Genomic DNA, 12878 nt, shown 5'->3' on the forward strand with positions numbered 1-12878 from the left:
CCGTACGTTCACGGACCGGGCCACCACGTCATTCCGTCACGCCAACCCTGCCACGAGATCCGCGACCGACTTGCGGCGGCCCGTGTAGAAGGGGATCTCCTCCCGCACGTACAGCCGCGCCTCGGACGCGCGCAGATGACGCATCAGGTCGACGATGCGGTACAGCTCGTCGGCCTCGAAGGCCAGCAGCCACTCGTAGTCGCCGAGCGAGAACGACGCCACGGTGTTGGCGCGTACGTCAGGGTAGCCGCGCGCCATCTTGCCGTGGTCGGCGAGCATCCTGCGGCGGTCCTCGTCGGGCAGCAGGTACCAGTCGTAGCTGCGGACGAAGGGGTAGACGCTCACGTAGTCGCGGGGCGTCTCGTCGGCCAGGAAGGCCGGCACGTGCGACTTGTTGAACTCCGCGGGGCGGTGCAGCGCCATGTTCGACCAGACCGGCTCCAGCGCGCGGCCGAGCCGGGTGCGCCGGAAGCGGTTGTACGCGTCCTGCAGCTCGTCCGCGGTCTCCGCGTGCCACCAGATCATGACGTCGGCGTCGGCGCGCAGCCCGGACACGTCGTACGTGCCGCGTACGGTGACGTCCTTGGCGTCGAGCTGGTCGAACAGCTCCTGGACCTCGTCCGCGTAACCGGTCCGGTCCTCGGGCAGGACGTCGCGCAGCCTGAAGACGGACCACAGCGTGTAGCGGATGACCTCGTTGAGGTCCTTGGCCTTCTTGCCGGCGTTCGGGATCTTCTCGGGAGCAGCAGTCATGGGGCTATTCTCCCGCGCCGCGACCGGTGCCCGGCGCCAGGGTCGACGTGGCGATGATCTCGTCCGCGGCGCGCCGGGCGCTCGCGACGCAGGCGGGGATGCCGACGCCGTCGTACGCGGCGCCGCAGACCCGCAGGCCGGGCAGTTCGGCGAGGGAATCGCGGATCCGGGCGATTCTGGCCTGGTGGCCGACCGGGTACTGGGGCAGTCCGGCGGTCCAGCGGGTCACCTCGTGGGCGACCGGGCGGGCCGCGAGGCCGGTCGCCTCGCGGAGGTCGTCCAGCGAGACGTCGAGGAGTTCGGAGTCCTCGCGCCGGAGCTGTTCCTCCTCGCCGTACCGGCCGATCGAGGTGCGCAGCACGAACAGGTCGGGGGCGGCCTCGGCGACCCACCCCCACTTGCGGGTGGAGAAGGTCGACGCCTTGATGGTGCGGCCGTCGACGGGCGGGACGAGGAAGCCGCTGCCGTCGGGCATCGCGCCGGCGTCGGCGCGCCGGAAGGCCATCGTCACCAGTGCCATCGACGCGTACTCGATGGCGGCGAGTTCGGCGGAGGCCGCCGGTGATTCCTCGGCGAGCAGCGCGGAGGCGGACCACGCGGGGGTCGCGAGGACCACCCCGTCGGCGGTCAGGTCGCGCAGATCGGGACGGGTGGGGTGGCCGGTGCGGATGTGCCAGCCCCCGGCGGTACGGGTCAGGGCGAGGACGGGGGTCTCCAGCAGGATCTCGCCGCCCCCGGCCCGTACGGCGTCCGCGACGGCGCCGGGGAGGCGGCCGACGCCGCCCTCGATGCCCGCGAAGACGGCGCCACCCGGCTGCTCGGCGGCGGTCCGCTCCTGGAGTGCGCGGACGCCGGCCAGGAGCGAGTCGTGGGTCGTGGCGGCTTCGAAGAGCTGCGGGACGGCCGCCTTCATGGAGATGCGGTAGGCGTCGCCCGCGTAGACGCCGCCGAGCAGCGGTTCGACGAGCCGGTCGACGACCTCGCGGCCGAGCCGCTCGGCGACGTACGCGCCGACCGCGACGTCGTCCCCGACCTCGGTGGGGGGCAGTTCGGGTTCGCGGGCGATCCGGGCGAGCCCGTCGTCGGAGAGGAGTCCGGCGAGGGCGGCGGGGTCGCCGGGCACGCCCATCACATGGCCCTTGGGCATGGGCCGCAGCGCGCCGCGTGTCCAGACGGAGGCGGTGGTGGCGGTGGGCGGCTGGAGCAGCGGGCCGAGCCCGACGGCCTCGGCGAGGTCGACGGCCTCGGGGCGGCGGGCGAGCATGGACTCGGCGCCGAGGTCGACGGGGGCGCCCCCGATCTCGCCCGTGCGCAGCTTGCCGCCGAGCCGGTCGGTGGCCTCCAGCAGGGTGACCCGGATCCCGGTGCCCAGCAGCCGGTGGGCGGCGGCGAGACCCGCGATGCCGCCCCCGATGACGACGACATGGCCGGTATGCGTGTCCACGTGCTGCGCGCTCGACTCCATGGCCCCACTCTCTCAAACGCGTTCTCCCCTCCCGTAACGAGTCCCGACCGTGACCGCTTCGGGACCGGGAGAGGCAACCCGCGCAGGGGGCTCGTACGTCGAACCGGCACCATCAACCGAATTCCCTGGGGGGACCATGCGTGCGACGCCCGCGCTCGCGGCGGCACTGCTCACCGTTTCACTCGCGCTCGCCGGATGCGGCGCGGGCGGCACCGAACAGGCGTCCTCGAAGGACGTCGCCAGGCCCGCCGGGGAGCGGGGCGGGCAGGCGGCCGATCGGGAGGCGGGGGCCGGGGCCGGTGACGCCGGCGCGCCGGGCGTGTCCGCCGCGCCCGGCGCCAAGGGCGAGGACGGGAAGAGCACCGCGCCCGCCGGGGTCCACGTGATCCGTACCGCCGAGCTGACGGTGCGCGTCAAGGACGCGCGGAAGGCGCTCTCCACGGCGCGGGCGGCGGCCGGGAGGGCCGGTGGTCTGGTGCAGGACGAGGTGACGGAACGGGACGAGGACAGCGGGACGACCTCACGGATCGTGCTGCGTGTCCCGCAGGCCTCGTACGACGCGGTGCTGGCCGAACTGTCCGGTACGGGAACGCTGTTGACGCGCAGGGCGAACGCCGAGGACGTCACCGACCAAGTGGTGGACGTGGACAGCCGGGTCGCCTCGCAGCGTGTGAGCGTCGCGCGCGTAAGGGAGTTGATGGACCGGGCCACGAAGCTGAGCGATGTGGTGGCATTGGAAGGAGAGTTGAGCAGCCGTCAGTCGGAGCTGGAGGCGCTGCTCGCCCGGCAGGCGTCCCTCAAGGACCGCACCACACTGGCGACGATCACAGTGGAGCTCTTCGAGAACCCGGTCGTGCGGGAGGAGGAGAAGGCGGAGGATCCGGGGTTCCTGGACGCGCTGGGCGGCGGCTGGGACGCGCTCCTCGCGACGCTGCGGTGGATCGGGGTGGTGCTCGGGGCGGTGCTGCCGTTCGCCGCCGTGTTCGCGGCGTTCTTCCTGCTGTGGCGGCTGGTACGCCGGCTGCTGCCCGCCAGGGCTCCGGCGGCCCCGGCACCCGGGCCCGTGAAGCCCGAGGAGCCCGCCGAACCCGCCGAGCGGGGGCGCGGGAAGGACCGACCGGCTCCGCCCGCGTAGCGTTCCCTCCCGGTACGACCTTGTGAACTGGGACCGGAGGGACGCGCAATGACGGCGGAGCGCATGGTGGTCATCGGGGGCGACGCGGCCGGCAAGTGCGCCGCGTCGCAGGCCCGCAGGGGCCGGGGCCCGGACGAGCTGGAGATCGTCGCGTTCGAGCGCGGGCACTTCACCTCGTACTCCGCGTGCGGCATCCCGTACTGGGTGAGCGGCGACGTCACGGAACGGGACGCGCTGATCGCCCGTACGCCCGAGGAGCACCGGGCCCGTGACATCGGGCTGCGGACCCGCACGGAGGCCGTGGAGATCGACCTGGCGGGGCAGCGGGTGCGGGCCCGCGATCTGGACGCCGGTACGGAGAGCTGGACCGGCTTCGACAAGCTGGTCGTCGCGACGGGCGCCCGACCCGTCCGGCCCGCGCTGCCCGGGATCGACGCGTCCGGCGTGCACGGGGTGCAGACGCTCGACGACGGCCAGGCGCTGCTGGCCACCCTCGCCGCGACGAAGGGCGGCCGCGCGGTCGTCATCGGCGCCGGGTACATCGGTGTGGAGATGGCCGAGGCGCTGCTGAAGCGGGGGTACGAGGTCACCGTCGTGCACCGCGACGAGCAGCCGATGGCGACCCTCGACCCGGACATGGGTCGGCTGGTCCACCAGGCGATGGACGGGCTGGGCATCACCACGGTGGGCGGCGCGGAGGTGACCGCGATCCGTACCGGCGAGGACGGCCGGGTGCGGGCGGTGGCCACCGCGGACGCCGAGTACCCGGCGGACGTCGTCGTCCTCGGTATCGGCGTCGAGCCGGAGACGGCCCTCGCCCGCGCCGCCGGGCTGCCCGTCGGGCCGTACGGCGGGCTGCTCACCGATCTGTCGATGCGGGTACGCGGCCACGAGAACGTCTGGGCGGGCGGCGACTGCGTGGAGGTCCTCGACCTGGTCTCGGGCGCCACCCGCCATGTCGCGCTCGGCACGCACGCGAACAAGCACGGCCAGATCATCGGGGCGAACGTGAGCGGCGGCTACGCCGTCTTCCCCGGGATCGTCGGCACGGCCGTCAGCAAGGTCTGCGATTTGGAGATCGCCCGGACGGGGCTGCGCGAGAAGGACGCCCGCAGGGCCGGGCTCCGGTACGTGAGCGCCACCATCGAGTCGACCAACAGCGCGGGCTACTACCCGGACGCGGCGCCGATGACGGTGAAGATGCTCGCGGAGCACCGTACGGGGCGGCTGCTGGGGGTGCAGATCGTCGGCCGGGAGGGGGCGGCGAAGCGCGTGGACATCGCGGCGGTGGCGCTGACCGCCGGGATGACGGTGGAGCGGATGACGACGCTGGACCTGGGGTACGCGCCGCCGTTCTCGCCCGTCTGGGACCCGGTGCTGGTCGCCGCGCGCAAGACGACGACGGCCGTCAGGGCGGCGGGCTGGTGAGCACCGGCCGGGGCGTGGGCCGGTGGGCGGGGGCCCGTAAACCGGACGAATCACCCCCGCCCCACCAGTGGTTTTCAGCCAATCAGCGAGCGGTCCGCGTGTGCACGTAGTCGACGAGCCTGGTCAGTGAGTCCGGGTCCATGCTCGGCAGCACGCCGTGGCCCAGATTGAAGACATGGCCCTCAAGACCGGCCGCCGCGTCCAGCACCTCCTGGGCCTTCGCCTCCACCGCCGGGGTCGGGGCGAAGAGGACGGCCGGGTCCAGGTTGCCCTGGAGCGCCTTGCCGGGGCCGACCCGGCGGGCGGCCTCGTCCAGCGGGACGCGCCAGTCGACGCCGACGACATCGGCGCCCGCCTCGCCCATCAGGCCGAGCAGTTCGCCCGTACCGACGCCGAAGTGGATGCGCGGGACACCGTACGGGGCGACCGCGTCGAAGACCTTGGCGGAGGCGGGCAGCACGGAGCGGCGGTAGTCGGCGGGGGCGAGGGCGCCCACCCATGAGTCGAAGAGCTGGACGGCGCTCGCGCCCGCCTCGATCTGCACGGTGAGGAAGGTCGCGGTGATCTCGGCGAGCCGGTCGAGCAGGTCGGCCCAGAGTTCGGGGTCGCCGTACATCATGGCCTTGGTGTGCTCGTGGTTGCGGGAGGGGCCGCCCTCCACGAGGTAGCTCGCGAGGGTGAAGGGCGCCCCGGCGAACCCGATGAGCGGGGTGGATCCCAGCTCGCCGGTGAGCATGCCGATGGCCTCGGTGACGTAGCCGACGTCCTCGGGGGTGAGGTCGCGCAGCCGGGCCAGGTCGGCGCGGGTGCGGATCGGCTCGGCGACGACGGGGCCGACGCCCGGCTTGATGTCCAGGTCGAGGCCGATGGCCTTGAGGGGGACGACGATGTCGCTGAAGTAGATCGCGGCGTCGACCTTGTGGCGCCGTACCGGCTGGAGCGTGATCTCGGTGACCAGCTCGGGCCGCATGCAGGAGTCCAGCATCCCGATGCCCTCGCGGACCTTCAGATACTCGGGCAAAGAGCGCCCCGCCTGACGCATGAACCAGACCGGTGTGTGCGGTACCGGCTCGCGTCGGCACGCCTTCAGGAAGGCCGATTCGTACGTCTTCGTCTGCTGGCCCGGGGGGCGTTCGTTGGCGCTCACGTACAGAATCTTCCCATGTACGGGGAAGCCGCCGCCCCGGGCCGGGTGTCCCTCCCTGCGCGAGGCGCGGGTTCCGCCTACTCTTCCCCGCATGGCTGCGGCGCAGGGACAGTTTTCCGATCATTCCAACGGCACCGGGGGAACGGACGGCGGGGAGGGCGATTCCGTCCCGCCCGCGTTCCGTTCCGCGATCGACGCGCTGCGGACGGCGCGGCTGCGTCCCGGCGTCGAGATCGAACCGACCCCGCCGCCGAAGCGGCTCGCGCCGTACGCGTACGCGCTGGAGGCGGCGGTGGTCGACGGCGAGGACGATCTCGCGGACGGCCGGCTGATCCTGCTGCACGACCCGTCAGGACACGACGCCTGGCAGGGCACGTTCCGGCTGGTGACGCTCGTACGGGCGGAGCTGGAGCCGGAGATGGCCGCCGACCCGCTGCTGCCCGAGGTGTGCTGGTCGTGGCTGACGGGGGCCCTGGAGGCGCGCGGTCTGTCGTACGGGGAGGCGAGCGGCACCGTCACCCAGGCCGGCTCGTACTACTTCGGCGGGCTCGCGGAGCGCAGGCCCGCCACCCAGATCGAGATCCGGGCGTCCTGGACCCCTCGCGAGGGCCGGGGCGGGGTGCCCGACACGGCGGCGCACCTGACCGCGTGGTGCGATCTGCTCTGCCAGGTCGCGGGGCTGCCGCCGGGCACGGGGGACGCGGCGGGGGCAGGCGTGGTGTCGCTGCCCCAGCGGCGCGGTCCGCGGATCCCCTGACCGAGGTCCGCGGGCCCCTGACGGCCCTTCACAGCGCCACGCTTCACCGCGCCGTCCTACCGCACGCCCTTTCACCGCTCCGTCACACCACGTCCCCCTGGCGCCCCTCACTCGCCCGCCGGGCACCTCCGTCCGGGGGACCACTCGTAGGATGATCGATCACGCATCCGAATTGCCCGAATTGTTACTCACTAATTCGTGATCATTCTCTAAAGGCGAGCAGGATTGCTGCCGAAGAGGTCAATGACCCTTCACACACGGTTCGCCCCGGCTTCACCCCTCGCAGCCGGCCCCGTCCCGCACCTTCCCCAGGAGGCCTGGTGTCCGTTCTCCTTGAGCAGCCCGCAAGCCTGGTCGCCTACCGCCCGAACAAGCCGACGGCCATGGTCGTCGTGGCCGACCCACGCGTCCGCTCCACCGTCACCCGCCACCTGTGGGCCCTTGGAGTACGTGACGTGATCGAGGCGTCGTCCATCGCGGAGGCCCGCCCCCGCGTCGGCAACCCGCGCGACATCTGCGTTGCCGACGTCCACCTGCCCGACGGATCCGGGCTGACCCTGCTGTCCGAGACCCGGGCGGCCGGCTGGCCCAACGGCCTCGCCCTCTCCGCCGCCGACGACATCGGCGCGGTACGCAACGCCCTCGCGGGCGGCGTCAAGGGCTACGTCGTCACCGGCACCCGTACGAACATCGGCCACCCCGGCCGCCCCGGCGCCGCCCCCCTGGGCGCCGGCCAGCGGATGCACCGCCGCCCTCCGGGCGCCCCCAACCACCCCGGTGGCTACCGGGAGCTGTCCGGCCGCGAGGTCGAGGTGCTCCGGCTGGTCGCCGAAGGCCAGTCCAACAAGGCCATCGGCGTCTCGATGGGCCTGTCCGCGCTCACCGTCAAGAGCCACCTCGCCCGGATCGCGCGCAAGCTCGGCACGGGCGACCGGGCGGGGATGGTCGCCGTGGCCCTCCGCACCGGAATCATCCACTGAACCGGACACACCACAGGACCGGGCCACTGACCGCTTCTCGCCCCCACCGCCCGTCGACGGAACGTTCCGTCGACGGGCGCCGTCCGTTCACAGATACCCTTGACAGGTGACCGACGCCCAAGAGACCGCAGCAGAGCCAGCACTGCGAACCACCGGGGGCCCGCGACGGCAGTCGCCGGTGTCGCTCCCCCCGGACGACGTCGAAGCGGCGCCGATCCCCTTGCTGGAGCCCCGCGAGGGCATTCCACCCGTGGTCGCCACCGACGAGGCGCTCGCCGAGGTGATCGCGGCCTTCGCCGCGGGCACCGGACCCGTCGCCGTCGACGCGGAGCGCGCCTCCGGCTACCGCTACGGCCAGCGCGCCTACCTGGTCCAGCTCCGCCGCGAGGGCGCGGGCACGGCGCTGATCGATCCGGTCGGCTGCCCCGACCTCTCCGGACTCGGCGACGCCCTCTCCGGTACGGAGTGGATCCTGCACGCGGCGACCCAGGACCTGCCCTGCCTGCGCGAAATAGGCATGATCCCCACCCGGCTCTTCGACACGGAGCTCGCCGGCCGCCTCGCGGGCTTCCCCCGGGTCGGCCTCGGCGCGATGGTCGAGAGCGTCCTCGGGTACGCCCTGGAGAAGGGCCACTCCGCCGTCGACTGGTCGACCCGCCCACTCCCCGAGCCCTGGCTGCGGTACGCCGCGCTCGACGTGGAGCTCCTCGTCGACCTGCGGGACGCGCTGGAGAAGGAACTGGACCGGCAGGGCAAGCTCGACTGGGCGCACCAGGAGTTCGACGCGATCGCCTCCGCCCCGCCCGCGCCGCCGCGCAAGGACCCGTGGCGCCGCACCTCGGGCATGCACAAGGTGCGCCGCCGCCGGCAGATGGCCGTCGTACGGGAGCTGTGGACGATCCGTGACCAGGTCGCGCAGCGGCGCGACGTCTCCCCCGGCAAGGTGCTCAGCGACACCGCGATCATCGAGGCGTCGCTGTCGCTGCCCGCGACCGTACAGACACTGACGGCGCTGCCCGGGTTCGGCCACCGGATGGGCAGACGCCAGCTCGAACAGTGGCAGGCGGCCGTCGACCGGGCGAAGGCCCTCCCCGACACCGAGCTGCCCCAGCCCGGCCAGCCCCTCACCGGCCCGCCGCCGCCCCGCTCCTGGGCGGACAAGGACCCGGAAGCCGCCGCCCGCCTGTCCGCGGCACGCGCGGCCGTCTCGGAACTGGCCGAGCGGATCACCATGCCGCAGGAGAACCTGATCACCCCCGACACGGTCCGCCGGGTCTGCTGGGAACCGCCACAGGACCCGACGGAGGAGAACGTGGCGGCAGCCCTGACCGGCCACGGGGCCCGCCCATGGCAGGTGGACCTGGTGGCCCCCCTCCTGACGCAGGCGCTTCTTGTTTAGAGGCTCGGTTCGCCTCCGGGGCGCCTTATGCCACTGTCGACGGTCGACCGTGCTCGACCCCTCGTGCCTCGGGGCCTGCGCGCGCTCTCCCTTTCGACAGCGGCGTGCCCCTTCGGCTCACTCGCCGGCCAGGCACGCACACGGGCCGAAGATTCCGGCGCCGCACCGCCTGGCCCGGGGTGCGCCGGCGCGTCGGCGCCGCAGGAGAGGCTGTGCTCCATACGCGGCTCCGCCGCGTGGGCGCGCCTTCGTCAGGAACGAGCGAACCGCGCACGGCCGACCGTCGGCGGTGCCAGCGGCCGGAGGCCGCTGATGAGTACAGCAAGCACCCCGGAGGCGAACCGAGCCTCAAAAAACAAGTAGGACTGGGCAACATGGTTACTGGTAAGTAGCATGGGGAGGGAAGCACGTCCACGGCGTGCTTCCCGCAGTGCCACCCCGCACCCTGGAGGAGAGCCATCGTGCCTCGTACCGTCAGGGATGTCGTCTTCGTCGACGGCGTCCGCACCCCGTTCGGCAAGGCGGGCCCGAAGGGCATGTACCACGAGACCCGCGCCGATGACCTCGTCGTCAAGGCGATCCGGGAGCTGCTGCGCCGCAACCCGGACCTCGATCCCGCCCGGATCGACGAGGTGGCCGTCGCCGCGACCACGCAGATCGGCGACCAGGGCCTCACGCTCGGCCGTACCGCGGGAATCCTCGCGGGGCTGCCCCAGTCCGTGCCCGGTTATTCGATCGACCGTATGTGCGCGGGCGCGCTGACCGCCGTGACCTCCACCGCGGGCTCCATCGCCTTCGGCGCGTACGACGTCGTCGTGGCGGGCGGTGTCGAGCACATGGGCCGGCACCCGATGGGTGAGGCCGTCGACCCGAACCCGCGGTTCGTCTCCGAGAAGCTCGTCGACGACTCCGCGCTGTTCATGGGCATGACGGCGGAGAATCTGCACGACCGCTTCCCGCACCTCACCAAGGCGCGCGCGGACGAGTACGCGGTGCGCTCGCAGGAGAAGGCCGCCAAGGCGTACGCCAACGGCTCGATCCAGCAGGACCTGGTGCCGATCTCGATCCGCCGTACCGACCCGGCGACCGGGGAGACCGGCTGGGGGCTGGCCACCGCCGACGAGCCCATGCGGCCGGGTACGACGCGGGAGATGCTGGCCGGTCTGAAGACCCCGTTCCGGCCGCACGGCCGGGTCACGGCGGGCAACGCGGCGGGGCTGAACGACGGTGCCACCGCCTCGCTGATCGCCGCCGAGGACTTCGCGCGCGAGCAGGGGCTGCCGGTCAGGATGCGGCTCGTGTCGTACGCCTTCGCGGGTGTCGAACCCGAGGTGATGGGGTACGGCCCGATCCCGGCGACCGAGAAGGCCCTCGCCAAGGCCGGTCTCTCGATCGGGGACATCGGTCTGTTCGAGATCAACGAGGCGTTCGCCGTGCAGGTGCTGGCGTTCCTCGACCACTACGGTGTCGCGGACGACGACGAGCGCGTCAACCAGTACGGCGGCGCGATCGCGTTCGGCCACCCGCTGGCCTCCTCCGGCGTGCGGCTGATGACCCAGCTCGCCCGGCAGTTCGAGGCACAGCCGCAGGTCCGTTACGGCCTGACCACGATGTGCGTCGGCTTCGGCATGGGCGCGTCGGTCATCTGGGAGAACCCGCACTTCGACGGAGGCACCAAGTGAGCACCGCTGAACTCCTGAAGGGCGCGGCCGAGCTGTTCCCCGGCGAGCTCGTCACCCAGGCGCACGTACGCCACTTCGAACTCCCGGCGGGGGCGGGGCGGTTCGCGCTCATCACGCTGGACAACGGCCTCGACCACACGAAGCCGACGACGTTCGGCCCGCAGTCGCTGGCCAACCTCGACGCCGCGCTCGACCAGGTCGGGCGGGAGGCGTCCGAGGGGGCGATCGTCGGTGTGGGCATCACCGGCAAGCCGTTCATCTTCGCGGTCGGTGCCGACCTCAAGGGCGTGGAGCTGCTGAAGCGCCACGAGGACGCGCTGGCGATCGGCCGGGGCGGCCACGAGGTCTTCAAGCGGATCGCCGCGCTGCCCGTGCCGACCTTCGCGTACTACAACGGCGCGGCGATGGGCGGCGGCGTCGAGGTCGGGCTGCACTGCACGTACCGTACGGTCTCGGCGGCGCTGCCCGCGTTCTCGCTGCCGGAGGTCTTCCTCGGCCTGGTGCCCGGCTGGGGCGGCTGCACACTGCTGCCGAACCTGATCGGCGCCGAGCGCGCGGTCTCGGTCGTCATCGAGAACTCGCTCAACCAGAACAAGCAGCTCAAGGGCGGTCAGGTCTACGACCTGGGGATCGCCGACGCGCTCTTCGACGGCGCGGACTTCCTGGAGCAGTCGCTGCTCTGGACGGCGGCGGTGCTCAAGGGCGAGGTGGCGGTCGCACGCCCCGAGGTCGACCGGGGCGAGGCCTGGGACGCGGCCGTGGCGCGCGGACGGTCCGTCGCGGACTCCAAGGTGCACGGCGCGGCCCCGGCCGCGTACCGCGCGCTGGACATCATCGCGGCGGCGAAGGACGGCGATCTCCAGGCGGGCTTCGACGCCGAGGACCAGGCCCTCGCCGACCTGATCATGGGTGGTGAACTGCGCTCGGGGATCTACGCGTTCAACCTGGTGCAGAAGCGCGCCAAGCGGCCGGCCGGCGCCCCGGACAAGTCGCTGGCCCGCCCGGTCACCAAGGTGGGTGTCGTGGGCGCGGGGCTGATGGCCTCGCAGCTCGCGCTGCTGTTCCTGCGCCGTCTTGAGGTGCCGGTCGTACTGACCGACATCGACCAGGACCGGATCGACAAGGGCGTGGGCTATGTCCACGCCGAGATCGACAAGCTGCTGCTGAAGTCGCGGATCAACCAGGACAAGGCCAACCGGCTCAAGGGCCTGGTCTCGGGTGTGCTGGACAAGGCCGAGGGGTTCGCTGACGCGGACTTCGTCATCGAGGCCGTGTTCGAGGAGATGAGCGTCAAGCAGAAGGTGTTCGCGGAGGTCGAGGCGGTCGCCCCGGCGCACGCGATCCTCGCCACGAACACCTCGTCGCTGTCGGTCTCCGAGATGGCGTCGAAGCTGAAGAACCCCGAACGGGTCGTCGGCTTCCACTTCTTCAACCCGGTCGCGATCCTGCCGCTGCTGGAGATCGTGCGCGGCGAGCGGACCGATGACGCGGCGCTGGCCACCGCGTTCGGGGTGGCGAGGAAGCTGAAGAAGACCGCGGTCCTGGTGAAGGACGCCCCGGCGTTCGTCGTCAACCGGGTCCTCACCCGCTTCATGGGTGAGATCCAGAACGTCATCGACGAGGGCACCCCGGTGGAGGTGGCGGAGCGCGCGGTGGAGCCGCTGGGGCTGCCGATGTCCCCGCTGGTCCTGCTGGAGCTGGTCGGCCCGGCGATCGGTCTGCATGTCTCCGAGACGCTGCACGGCGCGTTCCCGGACCGCTTCACGGTCTCGGAGAACCTGGCCGCGGTGGTCAAGGCGGGCAAGCGCGGCTTCTACGTGTACGACTCCGGCGCGCCGGAGCTGGACCCGGAGGTCGCGGCGCTGCTCAAGCAGGGCGACACCGTGCTGACCGAGGAGCAGACACGCGAACGGGTCCTGGACGCGGTCGCCCAGGAGATCGGTCTGATGCTGGACGAGGGCGTCGTCGCCGAGGCGCGGGACATCGACCTGTGTCTGATCACGGGCGCGGGCTGGCCCTTCCACCTGGGAGGCGTCACCCCGTACCTGGACCGCGAGGGCGTCTCGGAGCGGGTGAACGGCAAGCCGTTCCTGGCGCCGGGTGTGGCGAGCGTACCGGCGTAGCGCGCCGAA

Annotated in this window: 10 protein-coding genes; 7 read left to right on the plus strand and 3 right to left on the minus strand. The window is 72.4% G+C overall.

Annotated features, from left to right (window positions below; translation table 11 throughout):
• Nucleotides 1-36 precede the first annotated feature (36 nt).
• Entirely contained in the window at nt 37-753 is a 717-nt protein-coding gene (gene hemQ / locus ACFXPL_RS03485) for a hydrogen peroxide-dependent heme synthase (RefSeq protein ID WP_384911721.1), read from the minus strand.
• A gap of 4 nt (nt 754-757) precedes the next feature.
• A complete protein-coding gene (gene hemG, locus ACFXPL_RS03490; RefSeq protein WP_384911724.1) occupies nt 758-2218 on the minus strand; it encodes a protoporphyrinogen oxidase in 1461 nt (486 codons plus the stop codon).
• Nucleotides 2219-2354: 136 nt separating this feature from the next.
• Between hemG and ACFXPL_RS03495 the strand changes: the two genes are divergently transcribed.
• Together ACFXPL_RS03495 and ACFXPL_RS03500 are read left to right on the plus strand one after the other, a co-directional pair.
• Complete coding sequence (locus ACFXPL_RS03495) at nt 2355-3353, plus strand: DUF4349 domain-containing protein (RefSeq protein ID WP_384911726.1); 999 nt, start codon at nt 2355-2357, stop codon at nt 3351-3353.
• A gap of 48 nt (nt 3354-3401) precedes the next feature.
• Complete coding sequence (locus ACFXPL_RS03500) at nt 3402-4781, plus strand: FAD-dependent oxidoreductase (RefSeq protein WP_384911729.1); 1380 nt, start codon at nt 3402-3404, stop codon at nt 4779-4781.
• An 82-nt stretch (nt 4782-4863) separates the two neighbouring features.
• Here the strand turns inward: ACFXPL_RS03500 and hemE are convergent, their stop codons facing one another.
• A complete protein-coding gene (gene hemE, locus ACFXPL_RS03505; protein ID WP_384911732.1) occupies nt 4864-5928 on the minus strand; it encodes a uroporphyrinogen decarboxylase in 1065 nt (354 codons plus the stop codon).
• A 91-nt stretch (nt 5929-6019) separates the two neighbouring features.
• Here hemE and ACFXPL_RS03510 point away from each other — a divergent pair, with 91 nt between their 5' ends.
• The 5 genes from ACFXPL_RS03510 to ACFXPL_RS03530 all read left to right on the plus strand — a co-directional run bounded on the left by ACFXPL_RS03510 (nt 6020) and on the right by ACFXPL_RS03530 (nt 12869).
• On the plus strand, nt 6020-6685 hold the full coding sequence (locus ACFXPL_RS03510; protein WP_384911735.1) for a DUF3000 domain-containing protein: 666 nt from the start codon (nt 6020-6022) through the stop codon (nt 6683-6685).
• A gap of 320 nt (nt 6686-7005) precedes the next feature.
• Complete coding sequence (locus ACFXPL_RS03515) at nt 7006-7665, plus strand: LuxR C-terminal-related transcriptional regulator (RefSeq protein WP_384911738.1); 660 nt, start codon at nt 7006-7008, stop codon at nt 7663-7665.
• A 106-nt stretch (nt 7666-7771) separates the two neighbouring features.
• Entirely contained in the window at nt 7772-9064 is a 1293-nt protein-coding gene (locus tag ACFXPL_RS03520; protein ID WP_384911741.1) for an HRDC domain-containing protein, read from the plus strand.
• 461 nt (nt 9065-9525) lie between these two features.
• Entirely contained in the window at nt 9526-10746 is a 1221-nt protein-coding gene (locus ACFXPL_RS03525) for a thiolase family protein (protein WP_384911744.1), read from the plus strand.
• Nucleotides 10743-12869 (plus strand): 3-hydroxyacyl-CoA dehydrogenase NAD-binding domain-containing protein, encoded by a 2127-nt coding sequence (locus ACFXPL_RS03530; RefSeq protein WP_384911747.1) that lies wholly within the window; start codon nt 10743-10745, stop codon nt 12867-12869. The genes ACFXPL_RS03525 and ACFXPL_RS03530 overlap by 4 nt, the downstream gene beginning before the upstream one ends.
• Nucleotides 12870-12878: the final 9 nt, after the last annotated feature.

It is taken from the genome of Streptomyces sp. NPDC059092 (assembly GCF_042756365.1).
Lineage (GTDB): Bacteria > Actinomycetota > Actinomycetes > Streptomycetales > Streptomycetaceae > Streptomyces.